15 protein-coding genes are annotated in these 18,068 nt (G+C 55.4%); 9 read left to right on the top strand and 6 right to left on the bottom strand.

The features are described from left to right. Positions 1–24: 24 nt before the first annotated feature. Positions 25–1,368 (top strand): NADP-specific glutamate dehydrogenase, encoded by a 1,344-nt coding sequence (gdhA, locus tag E3U32_RS18445; RefSeq protein WP_134349929.1) that lies wholly within the window; start codon positions 25–27, stop codon positions 1,366–1,368. A 107-nt stretch (positions 1,369–1,475) separates the two neighbouring features. Here the strand turns inward: gdhA and E3U32_RS18440 are convergent, their stop codons facing one another. From E3U32_RS18440 to E3U32_RS18430, 3 genes are all read right to left on the bottom strand, one after another. Next, a complete protein-coding gene (locus E3U32_RS18440) occupies positions 1,476–3,389 on the bottom strand; it encodes a DNA topoisomerase III (protein ID WP_134349928.1) in 1,914 nt (637 codons plus the stop codon). A 4-nt stretch (positions 3,390–3,393) separates the two neighbouring features. Next, positions 3,394–4,437, bottom strand: a complete 1,044-nt coding sequence (selD, locus tag E3U32_RS18435) for a selenide, water dikinase SelD (protein WP_134349927.1) — start codon at positions 4,435–4,437, stop codon at positions 3,394–3,396. A gap of 116 nt (positions 4,438–4,553) precedes the next feature. Then, positions 4,554–5,105, bottom strand: a complete 552-nt coding sequence (locus E3U32_RS18430; protein WP_134349926.1) for an NAD(P)H nitroreductase — start codon at positions 5,103–5,105, stop codon at positions 4,554–4,556. 167 nt (positions 5,106–5,272) lie between these two features. Between E3U32_RS18430 and sppA the strand changes: the two genes are divergently transcribed. From sppA to E3U32_RS18410, 4 genes are all read left to right on the top strand, one after another. After that, positions 5,273–7,129, top strand: coding sequence for a signal peptide peptidase SppA (gene sppA / locus E3U32_RS18425; RefSeq protein ID WP_134349925.1), 1,857 nt, complete (start codon positions 5,273–5,275; stop codon positions 7,127–7,129). Positions 7,130–7,190: 61 nt separating this feature from the next. Further along, positions 7,191–8,207 (top strand): asparaginase, encoded by a 1,017-nt coding sequence (ansA, locus tag E3U32_RS18420; RefSeq protein ID WP_010430087.1) that lies wholly within the window; start codon positions 7,191–7,193, stop codon positions 8,205–8,207. Between the two features lie 9 nt (positions 8,208–8,216). Further along, on the top strand, positions 8,217–8,858 hold the full coding sequence (gene pncA, locus E3U32_RS18415) for a bifunctional nicotinamidase/pyrazinamidase (RefSeq protein ID WP_134349924.1): 642 nt from the start codon (positions 8,217–8,219) through the stop codon (positions 8,856–8,858). Between the two features lie 208 nt (positions 8,859–9,066). After that, positions 9,067–10,323 (top strand): glycoside hydrolase family 18 protein, encoded by a 1,257-nt coding sequence (locus E3U32_RS18410; RefSeq protein WP_134349923.1) that lies wholly within the window; start codon positions 9,067–9,069, stop codon positions 10,321–10,323. A 62-nt stretch (positions 10,324–10,385) separates the two neighbouring features. Here E3U32_RS18410 and E3U32_RS18405 read toward each other — a convergent pair whose 3' ends face one another. After that, positions 10,386–10,664, bottom strand: coding sequence for a YeaC family protein (locus E3U32_RS18405; RefSeq protein ID WP_134349922.1), 279 nt, complete (start codon positions 10,662–10,664; stop codon positions 10,386–10,388). Between the two features lie 41 nt (positions 10,665–10,705). Further along, a complete protein-coding gene (msrB, locus tag E3U32_RS18400) occupies positions 10,706–11,119 on the bottom strand; it encodes a peptide-methionine (R)-S-oxide reductase MsrB (protein WP_134349921.1) in 414 nt (137 codons plus the stop codon). Between the two features lie 341 nt (positions 11,120–11,460). Here msrB and gapA point away from each other — a divergent pair, with 341 nt between their 5' ends. Then, on the top strand, positions 11,461–12,456 hold the full coding sequence (gene gapA / locus E3U32_RS18395; RefSeq protein ID WP_010430074.1) for a glyceraldehyde-3-phosphate dehydrogenase: 996 nt from the start codon (positions 11,461–11,463) through the stop codon (positions 12,454–12,456). Positions 12,457–12,528: 72 nt separating this feature from the next. Continuing rightward, the gene (locus tag E3U32_RS18390) at positions 12,529–13,413 is read left to right on the top strand and encodes a D-hexose-6-phosphate mutarotase (RefSeq protein ID WP_134349920.1); all 885 of its coding nucleotides are present in this window, start codon (positions 12,529–12,531) and stop codon (positions 13,411–13,413) included. A gap of 96 nt (positions 13,414–13,509) precedes the next feature. On the opposite strand, the gene E3U32_RS18385 is transcribed toward E3U32_RS18390, so the two are convergent. Then, entirely contained in the window at positions 13,510–14,256 is a 747-nt protein-coding gene (locus E3U32_RS18385; RefSeq protein ID WP_134349919.1) for a MipA/OmpV family protein, read from the bottom strand. A 432-nt stretch (positions 14,257–14,688) separates the two neighbouring features. Here E3U32_RS18385 and yeaG point away from each other — a divergent pair, with 432 nt between their 5' ends. Both yeaG and E3U32_RS18375 read left to right on the top strand, forming a co-directional pair. Further along, positions 14,689–16,623, top strand: a complete 1,935-nt coding sequence (gene yeaG, locus E3U32_RS18380) for a protein kinase YeaG (protein WP_008500713.1) — start codon at positions 14,689–14,691, stop codon at positions 16,621–16,623. Positions 16,624–16,697: 74 nt separating this feature from the next. Beyond that, a complete protein-coding gene (locus E3U32_RS18375; protein ID WP_134349918.1) occupies positions 16,698–17,981 on the top strand; it encodes a YeaH/YhbH family protein in 1,284 nt (427 codons plus the stop codon). Positions 17,982–18,068: the final 87 nt, after the last annotated feature.

Here is an 18,068-nt window from a genome sequence, read left to right as displayed (position 1 = left end):
TTATTATAAGAGGTTCTTATATCTATGGATCAGACACGCACTCTGGAAAGTTTCCTTGCCCATGTTCAGCAGCGCGACCCGCACCAAAGCGAGTTTGCCCAGGCCGTTCGTGAAGTGATGACCACCCTGTGGCCCTTCCTTGAACAAAACCCGCGTTATCGTCAGATGTCTCTGCTTGAACGCCTGGTCGAGCCAGAGCGCGTGATCCAGTTCCGTGTGACCTGGGTGGACGATCGTAATCAGGTTCAGGTTAACCGCGCGTGGCGCGTGCAGTTTAACTCCGCCATCGGCCCGTTTAAGGGTGGGATGCGCTTCCACCCTTCCGTGAACCTGTCGATTTTGAAATTCCTCGGCTTCGAGCAGACGTTTAAAAATGCGCTGACCACTCTGCCGATGGGCGGCGGTAAAGGCGGCAGCGATTTCGACCCGAAAGGCAAAAGCGAAGGCGAAGTCATGCGCTTCTGCCAGGCGCTGATGACCGAACTCTATCGCCACCTGGGCCCGGATACCGACGTTCCTGCCGGTGATATCGGCGTGGGCGGACGTGAAGTGGGCTTTATGGCCGGGATGATGAAAAAGCTCTCCAATAACAGCGCCTGCGTCTTTACCGGCAAGGGGCTGTCGTTTGGTGGGAGCCTGATCCGCCCGGAAGCCACGGGGTACGGCCTGGTCTATTTCACCGAGGCCATGCTCAAGCGCCACGGTTTAGGCTTTGAAGGCATGCGCGTGGCGGTGTCCGGCTCCGGCAACGTGGCGCAATACGCTATCGAAAAAGCGATGCAGTTTGGCGCCCGCGTGGTGACGGCGTCAGACTCCAGAGGCACAGTGGTGGATGAAGCCGGCTTCACGGCGGAGAAACTGGCACGCCTGTGCGAAATTAAAGCCAGCCGCGATGGCCGTCTCGCAGACTATGCCGCGGAGTTGGGTCTGACGTATCTGGAAGGCAAACAGCCGTGGAGCGTGCCGGTGGATATCGCCCTGCCGTGCGCAACGCAGAACGAACTGGATGTGGACGCCGCGCGTACCCTGATTACCAACGGCGTGAAGGCGGTGGCCGAAGGGGCGAATATGCCGACCACCATCGAAGCGACCAATCTGTTCCTGGAAGCGGGCGTGCTGTTTGCGCCGGGCAAGGCCGCAAACGCGGGCGGCGTGGCGACCTCCGGCCTGGAGATGGCGCAAAACGCCGCGCGTCTCGGCTGGAAGGCGGAGAAAGTGGATGCACGCCTGCACCATATCATGCTGGATATTCACCACGCCTGCGTGGAGTATGGCGGCGAGGCATCGCAAACCAACTACGTGCGCGGGGCGAATATCGCCGGGTTCGTGAAGGTGGCGGATGCAATGATTGGGCAGGGCGTGCTTTAAACTTTTGCTGCGTTCTCGCTCTGTAGGCCCGGTAAGGCGTAGCCGCCACCGGGCTTTTTTTCAGGCCGCAGCGCTGCTTTTCGCCGGGTGGCGGCTTCGCCTTACGTTTAAGAGGCTGCCGCGCTCTTTTTCTTTTTAAACGGCTTTTTCGCACCGCCGCCCGGTGCCACCATTCCTCTGAACCGCTTCACCGGCGTGCTGCGCGCCTGATCGATCAGCTGGTACAGCGTCCCCACCAGCGGCTGCATAAAGTCCTGATAGCGGCACTGCTTTTCGCTGATCTGCGTCAGCACCGACTCCCAGTGTGCGGTCATGTCCGGCCTGGCGGCCAGCTCCGGCAGAGAGTGGATTAGCGCGCGGCCCGGTTCCGTTGAATGGATGTAGCGTCCCTTTTTCTCCAGGAAGCCACGCTTAAAGAGCAGCTCAATGATCCCCGCGCGGGTTGCTTCCGTACCCAGACCATCGGTGGCGCGCAGGATCTTCTTCAGATCTTTATCCTGCACGAACCGGGCGATCCCGGTCATCGCTGAAAGCAGCGTCGCATCAGTGAAATGGCGCGGAGGCTGGGTCTGACGCTCAACCACTTCGCCCTTCTCGCACAGCAGTTCATCGTCTTTAGCAACGACCGGCAGCGGCGTGCCGTCGTTCTCTTCGTCACGTTCTTTGTTACCCAGCAGCGTACGCCACCCCGCTTCTGCCAGGAAACGCGCTTTGGCGACAAATTTCCCTTTGGCGATCTCCAGTTCGATCACGCACTTACGGAATACCGCATCCGGGCAGAACTGCATCAGATACTGACGCGCAACCAGGTTATAGACCTTCGCTTCGTTTTCGGTCAGATTCACGTTGCTGGCGCGGGCCGTTGGGATAATCGCGTGGTGGGCATCCACCTTTTTATCATCCCAGCAGCGGTTATGGGTGTCCGGGTTTACCGCCGGCTGCGGGAGCAGATCCGGCGCGTGGACGCTAATGGCGTTCATCACCGAATGGCGTCCGGCAAAGTGCTCTTCCGGAAGATAGCGGCTATCCGAACGCGGATAGGTGATGAGCTTATGGGTTTCGTAGAGCTTCTGGCAGATATCCAGCACGTTCTGCGCGCTCAAGCCAAACTTTTTGGCGGCCTCAATCTGCAGCGCAGACAGCGAGAACGGCAGCGGCGCGGGTTCTGATTCCCGTTTATCGTTATAGCTGGTGACGATTGCCGGCTGACCGGTAATGCGGTTAACCACGTGTTCCGCCAGCGGACGGTGCAGCAGGCGCCCCTCTTCATCCTGGTAGGATTCACAGGCGTCGCTCGGCTGCCAGACGGCGGTAAAGCGCTCGTCTTTCGGGGTGACGATATGCGCTTTCACTTCAAAGAAATCTTTGGCGACGAAGTTCTCAATCTCTTCGTCACGACGCACGACCAGCCCCAGCACCGGCGTCTGCACGCGACCCACGGAGAGTACGCCCTGATAGCCCGCGTTACGCCCGAGGATGGTGTAGGCGCGGGTCATGTTGATACCGTACAGCCAGTCCGCGCGCGCGCGCGCCAGCGCGGAGACGCACAGCGGGATAAACTCGCTGTTGGAACGAAGACGCGAGATCGCACGCTCGACCGCCTGCGGGTTGAGGTCGTTGATGAGGCAGCGCTGTACCTGCTGGCGCTTTTCCGGCGCCAGTTCAAGATAGTCCAGCACTTCATCCACCAGCAGTTGTCCTTCCCTGTCCGGGTCACCCGCGTGCACGATTTCAGCGGCTTCATGCAGGAAGCGCTTGATCACGTTCAGCTGTTTGGTGACCGAAGGCCGGGGCTGCAGGCGCCATTTTTCAGGCACGATGGGTAGATCGTTCAAATTCCAGCGGGCGTAGCGGCTGTCATAGACATCCGGCTGCGCCTGCTCAAGCAGGTGACCAATACACCAGGTGACCACCTGCCCGTTACCGCATTCGATAAAGCCATCGCCCTTGCGATGCGGTTTAGGCAGCACGTCGGCAATGGCTCGGGCCAGACTCGGCTTTTCGGCAATAAACAACCGCATCGAATTAACGGATCTCAATCATCGGTCGGCCACCGCGTGCTGTGACCAGCTCGCCGATCGCCGTCAGGGTAATGCCAAACTCGGCGGCTGTCGCCTGAACCTCGGCTTCAGATTCCGGCGTGACCGCCAGCAGCAGGCCGCCGGAGGTTTGCGGATCGCACAGCAGGTTGCGCCATTCTTCCGGCATTTCACCCATCAGGTGGCCGTAGCTGGCGAAGTTGCGCTGGGTACCGCCCGGGACTGCACCCTGAGCAATGTACTCTTCTACGCCCGGCAGCTTCGGCACGTCCTGATACCAGACCTTCGCCTGCACGCCCGCGCCCTGACACACCTCGGAGAGGTGTCCCAGCAGACCAAAACCGGTTACGTCGGTCATCGCCTTCACGCCGTCGATATTGGCGAATGCTGCACCTGCGAGGTTCATCTGGCACATAACTTCTGTCGCCAGACCTTTGTGTTCCGGTTTCAGCAGGGATTTTTTCTCGGCGGTGGTCAGCACGCCAATACCCAGCGGCTTGGTGAGGAACAGCTTGCAGCCCGCCTGCGCGGTGCTGTTGCGCTTCACGCGTTCGGTAGGGACCACGCCCGTGACGGCCAGGCCGAAGATAGGCTCCGGCGCATCAATCGAGTGACCACCGGCCAGCGCAATTCCCGCCTGCTGGCAGGCAAAACGACCGCCATCAATCACCTCGCGGGCAATTTCCGGCGCAAGGGTGTTGATTGGCCAGCCCAGAATGGCGATGGCCATAATCGGTTTGCCGCCCATGGCGAAGATATCGCTGATGGCGTTGGTGGCCGCAATGCGCCCGAAATCGAACGGGTTGTCGACAATCGGCATAAAGAAGTCAGTGGTACTGATAATACTGGTGCCGTTACCTAAGTCATAAACTGCAGCATCGTCGCGCGTTTCATTGCCGACAAGCAGGTTCGGGTCGACAAACTTCGCCTGTTCACTGTGCAGGATGGTCTCCAGCACTTTCGGGGAAATTTTACAACCGCAACCGGCTCCGTGGCTGTATTGCGTTAAACGAATGGTTTGCTCGCTCATGGACGTCTCCTGTCATCTCAATCGCGCTATGGTAGCGCTCATTCCATAAAGAGGTAAGTATGACTGTCTGAATTCTGCGGCAGATGCTCAGAATCCAGACAGTTTAGCGTGCGTTATCAGAAACGGCTGACGAAAGGCGTCGTGTCCGGCACGCTGATGGTGCTGGAGGCTTTAAGCTGCGGGGTACCGAGATAGAGGAAACCGACAATTTTGTCATGCTCACCGCAGCCAAAACCGTCACGGACTACCGGGCTTTCGGTCAACGGACCGGTGCGCCAGATACCGTTAAACCCTTGTGCAACGGCGGCCATTTGCATCGCCATCACTGCACAGCCTGCAGACATTTCCTGTTCCCAGACGGGCACTTTATGGTCAGCCTGGCATTTTGCCACGACAGCGACGATCATCGGGGCGCGGAACGGGGCATTACGCGCCTTGTCGATCCCCTTCTCATCCTGCCCTGCGGCAACCGCGCCCTGCTCCAGCAGTTGGCTGAAACGATCGCGCCCTTCGCCTTCAATCACAAAGAAGTGCCACGGCTGCAGCGTGCCATGATCGGGGGCACGCATACCGGCACGCAGAATGTTCTCCATCTGCTCGCCTGCCGGGGCAGGTTCGGCCAGGCGGGAAGCGCTACGGCGGTTAACAAGCAGTTCGAGTGCGTCCATTGGTTAACTCCTTTCTTGAAATTTACTCACAAAATTAACACGACGGCAGATTTTGTTACAGCCTGGCAGGCGATTCCTGCTGACAAGTGGCGGTTGGGTCATTACGATAACCCAACATTACCGTCCAGTGGCGACGGAAACAGTCATTTTCTGGTTAGGGAGAATACATGCGAACCCTTTGGCGAATTATTGCCGGTTTCTTTAAATGGACGTGGAGACTGCTCAACTTCGTCCGCAACCTGGTGATGAATATCTTCTTCATCTTCCTGGTTCTGGTTTGCGCGGGCATCTGGATGCACATCAGCAGTGCAAATCAGGCGCAGCACTCAACGCGCGGCGCGCTATTACTCGATATCACCGGCGTGATCGTTGATAAGCCTTCCACCAGCAGTCGCCTGAGCGTGATTGGTCGCCAGCTGTTTGGCGCAACTTCAGACCGTCTGCAGGAAAACTCGCTGTTCGATATCGTTGATTCCATCCGTCAGGCGAAAGACGATCGTAACATCACCGGGATCGTGCTGGATCTGAAAGATTTTGCCGGAGGCGATCAGCCTTCAATGCAGTACATCGGTAAAGCGCTGCGCGAATTCCGCGACAGCGGCAAGCCGGTTATTGCCGTGGGCGACAGCTACAGCCAGGGGCAATATTATCTGGCGAGCTTTGCCAACAAAATCTGGCTCTCCCCTCAGGGTACGGTCGATCTGCACGGCTTTGCCACCAACGGCCTGTACTACAAGTCTCTGCTCGACAAGCTGAAGGTCACCACCCACGTCTTCCGCGTCGGGACCTATAAATCTGCGGTTGAGCCGTTTATCCGCGATGACATGTCCCCTGCCGCCCGTGAAGCAGACAGCCGTTGGATTGGCGAACTGTGGCAGAACTATCTGGGCACCGTTGCCGCTAACCGCCAGATAACGCCTGAGCAGGTGTTCCCTGGCGCGCAGGGCGTGCTGGAGGGTCTGCGCAAAGTTGACGGTGATACCGCGAAATATGCGCTTGATAACAAACTGGTTGATGCCCTGGGCACCAGCGCCGAGATTGAAAAATCCCTGAGCAAACAGTTTGGCTGGAGCAAAGAGGACAAAAATTACAGCGCCATCAGCATGTATGATTACTCGACGAAAAAACCGGATGAGAACGGTGACAGCGTTGCGGTCGTCTTTGCGAACGGTGCCATCATGGACGGTCAGGAGACCCCGGGGAACGTGGGCGGCGATACTACCGCGTCACAAATCCGCGATGCTCGCCTCGATCCGAAAGTGAAAGCGATTGTCCTGCGGGTGAACAGCCCTGGCGGCAGCGTCAGTGCCTCTGAGGTGATCCGCGCTGAGCTGGCTGCGGCACGAGCCGCCGGCAAACCGGTAGTCGTATCAATGGGCGGAATGGCCGCCTCCGGGGGGTACTGGATCTCAACGCCAGCCAACTACATCATCGCCAACCCAAGCACGCTGACCGGCTCAATTGGCATCTTCGGGGTCATCAACACCGTGGAAAACAGCCTGGATTCTCTGGGCGTGCATACCGATGGCGTTGCCACCTCTCCGCTGGCGGATGTGTCGGTGACAAAATCCCTGCCGCCAGAAGTCTCTGAGATGATGCAGCTCAGCATTGAGAATGGCTATAAGCGCTTTATCACCCTGGTAGCGGACTCGCGTAAAAAGACGCCTGAGCAGATCGACCAGATTGCACAGGGCCACGTCTGGACCGGCCAGGATGCGAAGAGCAACGGTCTGGTCGACAGCCTGGGCGACTTTGATGACGCGGTGAAGAAAGCCGCCGAACTGGCGAAGCTCAAGCAGTGGCATATCGAGTATTACCAGGACGAGCCGTCGTTCTTCGATATGGTCATGGACAGCATGTCCGGCTCGGTACGCGCCATGCTGCCGGAGGCGATGCAGGCTTACCTGCCAGCGCCGGTCGCCACGGCGGCGAAAGCGATGAAGGCGGAAAGCGATAAGCTCGCGGCCTTTAACGATCCACAAAGTCGTTACGCGTTTTGCCTGACCTGCGCTAACGTCCGTTAAAACCGTCCCCTCTTCTCGCGAAGGGGGGATTTTTTCTTTTGAATAACAAGAACTCACTACCATGCAGAAGAAATCGATTTATGTAGCCTACACCGGCGGTACCATCGGTATGCAGCGCTCTGAAAACGGCTATATCCCTGTCTCCGGTCATCTTCAGCGTCAGCTTGCGCTGATGCCAGAATTCCACCGTCCGGAAATGCCTGACTTTACAATCCACGAATACGAGCCGTTGATGGACTCTTCCGATATGACGCCGGAAGACTGGCAGCACATCGCGGACGACATTAAAGCCCATTACGACCAGTACGACGGCTTTGTGATCCTGCATGGTACCGACACCATGGCCTTTACCGCCTCGGCGCTCTCCTTCATGCTGGAGAACCTCGGCAAGCCGGTCATCGTCACCGGGTCGCAAATTCCGCTGGCGGAGCTGCGCTCAGACGGTCAGATCAACCTGCTTAACTCCCTGTACGTTGCGGCGAATTACCCGATTAACGAAGTGTCGTTGTTCTTTAACAACCGCCTCTATCGCGGGAACCGCACCACCAAAGCCCATGCCGACGGTTTTGACGCCTTCGCCTCGCCAAACCTGCAGCCTTTGCTGGAGGCGGGCATTCATATCCGTCGTCTGGGAACACCGCCTGCGCCAAATACCGCCGGCGAGCTGATTGTGCATCCGATCACTCCGCAACCGATTGGCGTGGTCACCATCTACCCGGGTATCTCTGCGGATGTGGTGCGTAACTTCCTGCGCCAGCCTGTCAAAGCGCTGATTTTGCGCTCCTACGGCGTAGGCAATGCGCCGCAGAACGGCGAATTCCTGAAAGAGCTCCAGGAAGCCAGCGAGCGCGGGATTGTGGTGGTAAACCTGACGCAGTGTATGTCCGGTAAAGTCAACATGGGCGGCTATGCCACCGGCAACGCGCTGGCGCATGCGGGAGTAATCAGCGGCTTCGATATGACCGTTGAGGCAACGCTGACTAAACTTCACTATTTACTGAGTCAGGATCTGGATATTCAGTCCATTCGCAGCGCGATGATGCAAAACCTGCGCGGCGAACTGACGCCTGACGAATAAGGAGGTCTCATGAAGCAACGCGCCCTGCTCCTGGTCGATTTGCAAAATGATTTCTGCGCGGGCGGTGCGCTGGCCGTCGCCGAAGGTGACAGCACCGTTGACGTGGCAAACACGCTGATTGACTGGTGCAAAGCCCGCAGTGAAGCGGTTGTCGCGAGTCAGGACTGGCACCCGGCTAACCACGGCAGCTTTGCCAGCCAGCACAGCGTTGAGCCTTTCACTCAGGGTGAACTCGACGGATTGCCACAAACCTTCTGGCCGGATCACTGCGTGCAGCAGACGGAAGGCGCGGAGCTGCATCCGCTCCTGAATCAGAAGGCCATCGATGCGGTGTTCCATAAAGGTGAAAACCCGGCTATCGACAGCTATAGCGCGTTTTTTGATAACGGGCATCGCCAGAAAACAGCGCTGGACGCGTGGTTACGTCACCATGAAATCACGGAGCTGATTGTGCTGGGCCTGGCAACGGATTACTGCGTGAAGTTTACCGTGCTGGACGCGCTCCAGTTAGGCTATACCGTCAGCGTGATCACCGACGGCTGCCGCGGGGTGAACATTCAGCCGCAGGACAGCGCCCAGGCGTTTATGGATATGGCCGCGGAAGGCGCAACGCTGTATACGCTCGAAGACTGGCTGGAGACGCAGGCGTAAGCCTTTTTTAGCCGGGTGGCGCTGCGCTTACCCGGCCTACAAAACCAAAGAAAGTAGGCCAGCCGCCACCCGGCATTTCTTCCCCAATCCCCATAAAGTGAACTCCCTCGCATCCTCAGCGAAGCGGCAATGCTATTCTCGTCAGGTTGTTTTTTCGCCACGCCTTTTCTGTGGCGTGGTTGTTTTGTTTAGTCAAAGAGGAACTTGTATGATACGTTTGCCCTTGCTGGCAGCATTGCCCTTGCTTTGCGCGTCACTTGCCTCAGCCAATTCCCTGATGTCCGTGGGCTACTTCAATGGGGGTGGCGATGTCACCGCCGGACCGGGTGGCGACATCAACAAATTAGACGTCCGCCAGATTACTCATCTGAACTACTCGTTTGGTCTGGTCTATAACGATGAAAAAGACGAAACCAACGCCGCACTGAAAGATCCGGCAAAGCTGCACCAGATCTGGTTATCACCCAAAGTCGCCTCCGACCTCGCATTAATCCCTACCCTGCGTAAACAAAATCCGAACCTGAAAGTCCTGCTCTCCGTTGGCGGCTGGGGCGCGCGTGGTTTCTCTGGCGCAGCGGCAACCAAAGAGAGTCGCGCGGTATTTATCCGCTCCGCGCTGGAGATTGTCGACAAATACGGTCTGGACGGGATCGATCTCGACTGGGAGTATCCGGTAAACGGTGCATGGGGACTGGTCGCAAGCCAGCCCGCCGACCGGGATAACTTCACCGCCCTGTTAAAAGAGATGCGCGCTGCCTTCGGGCACAAAAAGCTGGTTACCATTGCGGTGGGTGCCAATGCGGAAAGTCCGAAAAGCTGGGTGGATGTCAAAGCCGTCGCTCCGCTGCTCGACTACATCAACCTGATGACCTACGACATGGCGTACGGTACGCAGTACTTCAACGCCAACCTGTATGACTCCCGCGCCTGGCCGACGGTGGCCGCCGCGGACAAATACAGCGTGGATTTTGTGGTGAACAACTATCTGGCCGCCGGGCTGAAGCCGCAGCAGATGAACCTCGGAATCGGTTTCTATGGCCGCGTGCCAAAGCGCGCGGTGGAGCCGGGCATTGACTGGACGAAACCCGATGCGCAAAAAAATCCGGTCACGCAGCCCTACTTCGGACCTCAGGAAATAGAGTTGTTCAGGTCACTCGGCTATGACCTGAGCAAAGATACCTACGTGAAGTACAACGATATCGTGAAGAAGCTGCTGAACGATCCGCAAAAGCGTTTTACCGAGCATTGGGATGAACAGGCAAAAGTGCCGTGGCTGTCGGTGAAAGGTGCCGATGGCAACGCGCTGTTTGCGATTTCGTATGAGAACCCACGCTCCGTTGCGATAAAAGCGGGCTATATCAAAGAGAAAGGTCTCGCCGGGGCAATGTTCTGGGAGTACGGTGCGGATGACGAAAACCTGCTAGCGAAGCAGCTGGCGGAGTCGCTCGGGATCCCGCATAAGTAGTGAGGCAATCAAGCCCTCTCCCCTGTGGGAGAGGGTTGGGTGAGGCCATCACCCCCACACCGTTATTGCATTTTCATCGTCACAATCGGCTTCGGCGTGATGCCAAAGTCCTCTTTCAGCTCACGCTTGCTCTTCATCACCATCTGACCCTGGGTGTCGATCGTCATGTGCTGCGCGTCGGTGTTATTGCGCGCCTGCCACAGCATTACCAGCTGCAGGCTGTTCTCTTTTTGCTCCGGCGTCAACGCGACGCCATCGGGCCATTTTCCCAGCTCTACGGCGGTTACCAGGCGCTGATAAATCTCCGGCGTCATGCCGTTAATCATGTCATCAATATTCAAAATCGTCCCCTTTCAAAGGAATAATTTGCTGAATCGTTTTTTCAACCCTTGATCTGGTCGCCGTTTTCGTCGTCAGTGAAGCTCATTGAAGCCGAATTCACGCAGAAACGCTCACCCGTTGGCTGAGGGCCATCCGGGAAGACGTGTCCCAGGTGCGCATCGCAGGTGCCGCAGCGAATTTCCGTGCGCACCATACCGTGCGACGAGTCGGTCAGGTAGCGGATTGCCTCATCGCTCACCGGCTCGTAAAAGCTCGGCCAGCCGCAGCCAGAATCAAATTTCGTTTGTGAATTGAACAGAGGGGCATCACAGACCAGGCAGTGGTAGACGCCGTCTCGCTTGTTGTGCAGTAAACGCCCGGTGAATGGCGGTTCCGTTCCGTGATTCTGCGTCACGTAAAACTGCATTTCTGTGAGGTTTTTTTTCAAATCATCAGGGTTACGTTGGTTCGACATATGCTTACATCTCGCTGTAGAAACAGACATCTTTTAACCCGGATTCTAACAAAACATTAACACCCTTGCGTGCACTTTTGATCTAAACTTATGTGTCGCGAAAAGGCGGTCAGGCAATTGTGATCATGTTCACATTTTTATCCTGCGAGGACTTTAAAATTCCGGGCGCAGCCCCCATTTGGTTGCAAGCTCAAAGGGAAAGTGAGGCGAGTCAGTCGCACAAACGTTAGTCACAGGATTGATTTGTCGCAATGATTGACACGATTCCGCTTGACGCTGCGTAAGGTTTTTGTAATTTTACAGGCAACCTTTTATTCACTAACAAATAGCTGGTGGAATATATGACTATCAAAGTAGGTATCAACGGTTTTGGCCGTATCGGCCGTATTGTTTTCCGTGCTGCTCAGAAACGTTCTGACATCGAAATCGTTGGTATCAACGATCTCCTGGACGCTGAATACATGGCGTACATGCTGAAGTACGACTCAACTCACGGTCGTTTCGACGGCACCGTTGAAGTGAAAGACGGCCACCTGGTTGTTAACGGTAAAACCATCCGCGTTACTGCTGAGAAAGACCCAGCTAACCTGAAATGGAACGAAATTGGTGTTGACGTTGTAGCTGAAGCTACCGGTATCTTCCTGACCGACGAAACCGCGCGTAAACACATCACCGCTGGTGCGAAGAAAGTTGTTCTGACTGGTCCTTCCAAAGACAACACCCCAATGTTCGTTCGTGGTGCAAACTTCGAAAAATATGCTGGCCAGGATATCGTATCTAACGCATCCTGCACCACCAACTGCCTGGCGCCGCTGGCTAAAGTTATCAACGACAACTTCGGTATCGTTGAAGGCCTGATGACCACCGTTCACGCTACCACCGCTACTCAGAAAACCGTTGATGGCCCGTCTCACAAAGACTGGCGCGGCGGCCGTGGCGCGGCTCAGAACATCATCCCATCTTCTACCGGTGCTGCTAAAGCTGTAGGCGTTGTACTGCCAGAGCTGAACGGTAAACTGACTGGTATGGCGTTCCGCGTTCCAACTCCTAACGTATCCGTTGTTGACCTGACCGTTCGTCTGGAAAAAGCTGCTTCTTATGAAGAAATTAAGAAAGCAATCAAAGCTGCTTCCGAAGGCGCAATGAAAGGCGTTCTGGGCTACACCGAAGACGACGTTGTATCTACCGATTTCAACGGCGAAGTGTGCACTTCCGTGTTCGATGCTAAAGCAGGTATCGCACTGAACGACAACTTCGTTAAACTGGTATCCTGGTACGACAACGAAACCGGCTACTCTAACAAAGTACTGGACCTGATCGCTCACATCTCCAAATAAGTTGAGATGAGTGCTTGATCCAAAAAGGCGACTTCGGTCGCCTTTTTTATTTATAAGACAGAGGATTGCTTAATGATTAATAAAATTTTTGCACTTCCGGTAGTCGAACAACTTACCCCTGTGCTTTCCCGCCGTCAGATTGACGGTGCCGACGTTATCGTCGTTGACCATCCACGCGTGAAGGCCTCCGTGGCGCTGAACGGCGCTCACCTGCTCTCCTGGAAACCGGAAGGTGAAGCCGAAGGTTTATGGCTGAGCGATGCGACCTCTTTCAAAAAAGGGGCGGCTATCCGCGGTGGTGTACCGATCTGCTGGCCGTGGTTCGGCCCGTCCGCACAGCCGGGTTTGCCTTCTCACGGGTTTGCCCGTAACCAGCAGTGGACCCTGAAAGCGCATAATGAAGATGAAAACGGCGCAGTGCTGACCTTTGAGCTGCAGGCGAATGATGAAACCCGCGCCCTCTGGCCGCACGATTTCACCCTGTACGCCCGCTTTAAGCTGAGCAAAACCTGCGAAATCGAACTGGAAGCCCACGGTGAATTCGAAACCACCGCTGCCCTGCATACCTACTTCAACGTGGGTGATATCAGCGCAGTGAAGGTGAGCGGCCTTGGCTATACCTTTATCGACAAAGTAGATAACGCCAAAGAAGGTAAACTGAGCGACGGGGTACAAACGTTCCCTGACCGTACCGACCGCGTCTATCTGCACCCGGAAGCCTGCAGCGTGATCCACGACGGCGCGCTGAACCGTGGAATTGAAGTCGTTCATCATCATCACAGCGACGTCGTGGGCTGGAACCCGGGTCCGGCGCTTTCTGTCAGCATGGCCGACATGACGGATGAGGGTTACAAAACGTTTGTCTGCGTGGAAACCGCCTGCGTGAGCACCCCGCAAAAAGCGAGCGACGAAAAGCCGTCTCGTTTAGGGCAGACGATTAAAATCGTGAAGCGCTAAGGTATTTATCCTCCCCTGCTTCACTGCACCACACCAAAGCAAACGGGGCGCAAGCGCCCCGTTTTGATGCACGGATTGCACGATTTCAGTGCACAATCAGAACTTGTAGGTCACACCGACAGAGAAAATACCTGCCCATGATTTATCAACCATCGGGCTATCCTTCACTTCATCGCTCAAACGCTCATAGCGACCGGTACCGTATACGCTCCAGTCACCGAGGAAGTTGTAGCTCGCGGTCAGCTCCAGGTAGGGATCCCAGCCGTCATCTGCGCTATAGCTTTTCAGACCACTGCGGCGGGACTCGTTTTTAGACACGCCGTAATAGTAGTCGTTGTAGTTCTCGCTGTTGTACTGCACACCGATACCTGGCGTCAGGGTCAGCGCACCGTTGGTGTAGCGATATAACCACGCCAGATCCCAGATAAAGCCGTTGCTGTTATCCAGCGTATCACCCGCCAGGGCAGTTCGCAGGAAACCATACTGGGTGTTATGCACATACGAGAGACCCGCCATCATGGAGCTTTTGCGCTTGTCGAGCTGGCGAAGCGCATGGCTGTCGCTGTCTCCCGGCTTGAAGTGCGTTGGGTCGTAGTAGGCCATGATGGAGAGCTTATCGGCCGTATCGTTCCAGAGATAGTAGCCGCCGCCTAGCCCACGGAACCAGACGTTATCGCCTTCATAGGTGACAACGGGAACGGGATAAACATCGCGGTCATACTGTTTATACGGGCTGTTAATGACGCCAACGCCCGCACCAACCGTCCACTGACTTTCCGCCTGTGCGGTGCTCACTGCGGTCGCGGCAAGGATGCCCAATGCCAGAAGTTTGAGTTTGGTCACAATCCATTCTTTCCTGTAGTCAAATAATCAGCGGATGAAGTGTAACCGCCATTCCCGTACATCCCAAAATTTTTTGCCTGCTAATCAGTCTGATTAACCCGTTATTTTTAACTTTTCAGATGACAACCCACTTTCATTTATATGACCACTGTATGAAAAAGGTGCTTTTGGCTTAGAACCACAGTGGAAATTTTTGGATGAGTTATTGATATGTCATTGAAAGTAGATTTTATCGGCATGCAAGTTTTGCAAATGCCATCTACGCTTTAATTTAAGAAGAGTTTTCCTGAACACCCTGCGGTTCTTAGCGTCTGACCTGGCACACAGGTTGCTGCTCTGGCAGTGAGGTGCGAGAGATTCTCTTCCGGGAGCCTCCACTACTCATACGAACGGCTCTTATCCTGTGCTAAAAAAACGAAAGGACGGCATGCCATGAATATATTCGATCACTATCGCCAGCGCTATGAAGCTGCCAAGGACGAAGAGTTCACACTGCAGGAGTTTCTTACCATCTGTCGGCAAGATCGCAGTGCCTATGCCAATGCGGCAGAACGGCTATTGATGGCTATTGGTGAGCCAAACATGGTTGATACTGCCCTGGAACCCCGGCTTTCCCGTCTCTTTTCGAATCGGGTAGTCGCCCGATACCCGGCGTTTGAAGAGTTCTATGGTATGGAAGATGCCATCGAACAGATTGTTTCCTATCTGAAGCATGCCGCTCAGGGTCTGGAAGAGAAGAAACAGATCCTCTATTTACTCGGTCCGGTGGGTGGCGGTAAATCCTCGCTGGCTGAACGCCTGAAGTCGCTGATGCAGCGCGTCCCTATCTATGTACTGAGCGCTAACGGCGAGCGCAGCCCGGTGAACGACCATCCGCTGTGCCTGTTTAATCCGCAGGAAGATGCGCAAATTCTGGATAAAGAGTATGGCATCCCGCGTCGCTATCTCGGCACCATCATGTCACCGTGGGCGGCTAAACGTCTTCACGAGTTTGGTGGCGATATCACCAAATTCCGCGTGGTGAAAGTCTGGCCATCTATCCTCGAACAGATCGCCATCGCCAAAACAGAACCCGGTGATGAGAACAACCAGGACATTTCGGCCCTGGTGGGTAAAGTCGACATCCGTAAGCTGGAAAACTTCGCGCAGAATGACCCGGATGCCTACGGTTATTCGGGTGCCCTGTGCCGCGCTAACCAGGGGATTATGGAATTCGTCGAGATGTTTAAAGCACCGATCAAAGTGCTGCATCCTCTGCTGACGGCTACTCAGGAAGGGAACTATAACGGGACGGAAGGTATCTCCGCCCTGCCGTTTAACGGAATTATTCTCGCCCACTCAAACGAATCTGAATGGGTGACCTTCCGCAATAACAAAAACAATGAGGCCTTCCTTGACCGTGTTTACATCGTCAAAGTGCCTTATTGCCTGCGGATCTCCGAAGAGATCAAAATTTACGAGAAACTGCTTAATCACAGTGAGCTGGTGCATGCTCCCTGCGCGCCGGGCACCCTGGAAACGCTGTCTCGCTTCTCCATCCTTTCGCGTCTGAAAGAGCCGGAAAACTCCAGCATCTACTCTAAAATGCGCGTCTATGACGGTGAGAGCCTGAAAGATACCGATCCGAAAGCGAAGTCGTACCAGGAATACCGCGATTACGCCGGGGTCGATGAAGGGATGAACGGTCTGTCCACGCGTTTCGCGTTTAAGATCCTCTCCCGCGTCTTTAACTTCGACCATGCGGAAGTGGCGGCCAACCCGGTTCATCTGTTCTACGTGCTGGAACAGCAAATCGAACGCGAGCAGTTCCCGCAGGAGCAGGCTGAACGCTACCTTGAGTTCCTGAAAGGTTACCTGATCCCGAAATACGCTGAGTTCATTGGCAAAGAGATCCAGACGGCCTACCTGGAATCCTATTCAGAATACGGGCAGAACATTTTCGACCGTTATGTCACCTATGCTGACTTCTGGATCCAGGATCAGGAGTACCGCGATCCGGATACCGGCCAGCTGTTTGACCGTGAATCCCTGAACGCGGAGCTGGAAAAAATCGAGAAGCCTGCCGGGATCAGCAACCCGAAAGACTTCCGTAACGAGATTGTGAACTTCGTCCTGCGCGCCAGAGCGCATAACAACGGACGCAATCCGAACTGGACCAGCTACGAGAAACTGCGCACGGTCATTGAGAAGAAAATGTTCTCCAATACCGAAGAACTGCTGCCGGTGATCTCGTTTAACGCCAAAACCTCAACCGATGAGCAGAAAAAGCACGACGATTTTGTCGACCGTATGATGGAAAAAGGCTACACCCGCAAACAGGTTCGCCTGCTCTGCGAATGGTATCTGCGCGTGCGTAAATCGTCTTAAAACAAGTGCCCGGTAGCGTTTAGCGCTTGCCGGGCCTACAAAATGCAAGTTGGCAAATGCAGTACGGGGGGTATATGACCTGGTTTATTGACCGGCGTCTTAACGGCAAAAACAAGAGCACGGTGAACCGCCAGCGCTTCTTGCGTCGTTATAAAGCGCAAATTAAACAGTCTATCTCCGAGGCCATCAACAAACGCTCGGTGACCGACGTCGACAGCGGCGAGTCTGTCTCCATCCCCACCGATGACATCAGCGAACCGATGTTTCATCAGGGGCGAGGCGGCCTGCGCCATCGCGTACACCCAGGTAATGACCACTTCGTTCAGAACGACAGAATCGAGCGTCCTCAGGGCGGCGGCGGTGGTTCAGGAAGCGGTCAGGGACAGGCCAGCCAGGACGGTGAAGGTCAGGACGAATTTGTCTTCCAGATCTCGAAAGACGAATATCTCGACCTGTTGTTTGAAGACCTGGCGCTGCCGAATCTGAAAAAGAATCAGCATCGTCAGCTAAATGAATATAAAACCCACCGCGCGGGCTATACCGCAAACGGCGTGCCCGCCAATATCAGCGTCGTGCGTTCATTACAGAATTCGCTGGCGCGACGCACGGCCATGACGGCAGGTAAACGTCGTGAACTGCGCGAGCTGGAGAGCAGTCTGAAGGTTGTGGAAAACACGGAGCCAGCGCAACTGCTGGAAGAGGAGCGCCTGCGTAAAGAGATTGCAGAGCTGAGGGCGAAGATCGAACGGGTCCCGTTTATCGACACCTTCGACCTGCGCTACAAGAACTACGAAAAACGTCCGGAACCTTCCAGCCAGGCGGTGATGTTCTGCCTGATGGACGTTTCCGGCTCAATGGACCAGGCCACCAAAGACATGGCGAAGCGTTTTTATATTCTGCTCTACCTGTTCCTGAGCAGAACCTATAAGAACGTGGAGGTGGTTTATATCCGCCACCACACTCAGGCGAAAGAGGTAGATGAACATGAGTTCTTCTACTCGCAGGAGACCGGTGGGACCATTGTATCAAGCGCCCTGAAGCTGATGGATGAAGTGGTGAAAGAGCGTTACGACCCGTCGCAGTGGAATATTTATGCTGCGCAGGCGTCGGATGGCGATAACTGGGCCGACGACTCACCGCTGTGTCACGACATTCTGGCGAAGAAAATCCTGCCGGTAGTGCGTTACTACAGCTATATCGAAATCACCCGTCGCGCACACCAGACCCTGTGGCGGGAGTATGAACATCTGCAGTCGATGTTCGATAATTTTGCCATGCAGCATATCCGTGACCAGGATGATATTTATCCCGTGTTCAGGGAGCTGTTCCACAAGCAATCTGCCACCAGCAATGCATAATCCCACAGCCAGCGAACTCGCTGGCTGTTCTCTTTCGACCCCGTTCATCCCGTGCTAATGTAGCAAGCTGCATACTGGATTATCACC

The organism is Lelliottia nimipressuralis, assembly GCF_004402045.1.
Lineage (GTDB): Bacteria > Pseudomonadota > Gammaproteobacteria > Enterobacterales > Enterobacteriaceae > Enterobacter > Enterobacter chinensis.
Note: the sequence above shows the minus strand (reverse complement) of the source record. Positions and strands in the feature narration are given on the sequence as shown.

Coding starts and splice junctions, on each gene's coding strand:
- gdhA (WP_134349929.1), top strand. CDS start 25: ATGGATCAGACACGCACTCTGGAAAGTTTCCTTGCCCATGTTCAGCAG.
- E3U32_RS18440 (WP_134349928.1), bottom strand. CDS start 3,389: ATGCGGTTGTTTATTGCCGAAAAGCCGAGTCTGGCCCGAGCCATTGCC.
- selD (WP_134349927.1), bottom strand. CDS start 4,437: ATGAGCGAGCAAACCATTCGTTTAACGCAATACAGCCACGGAGCCGGT.
- E3U32_RS18430 (WP_134349926.1), bottom strand. CDS start 5,105: ATGGACGCACTCGAACTGCTTGTTAACCGCCGTAGCGCTTCCCGCCTG.
- sppA (WP_134349925.1), top strand. CDS start 5,273: ATGCGAACCCTTTGGCGAATTATTGCCGGTTTCTTTAAATGGACGTGG.
- ansA (WP_010430087.1), top strand. CDS start 7,191: ATGCAGAAGAAATCGATTTATGTAGCCTACACCGGCGGTACCATCGGT.
- pncA (WP_134349924.1), top strand. CDS start 8,217: ATGAAGCAACGCGCCCTGCTCCTGGTCGATTTGCAAAATGATTTCTGC.
- E3U32_RS18410 (WP_134349923.1), top strand. CDS start 9,067: ATGATACGTTTGCCCTTGCTGGCAGCATTGCCCTTGCTTTGCGCGTCA.
- msrB (WP_134349921.1), bottom strand. CDS start 11,119: ATGTCGAACCAACGTAACCCTGATGATTTGAAAAAAAACCTCACAGAA.
- gapA (WP_010430074.1), top strand. CDS start 11,461: ATGACTATCAAAGTAGGTATCAACGGTTTTGGCCGTATCGGCCGTATT.
- E3U32_RS18390 (WP_134349920.1), top strand. CDS start 12,529: ATGATTAATAAAATTTTTGCACTTCCGGTAGTCGAACAACTTACCCCT.
- yeaG (WP_008500713.1), top strand. CDS start 14,689: ATGAATATATTCGATCACTATCGCCAGCGCTATGAAGCTGCCAAGGAC.
- E3U32_RS18375 (WP_134349918.1), top strand. CDS start 16,698: ATGACCTGGTTTATTGACCGGCGTCTTAACGGCAAAAACAAGAGCACG.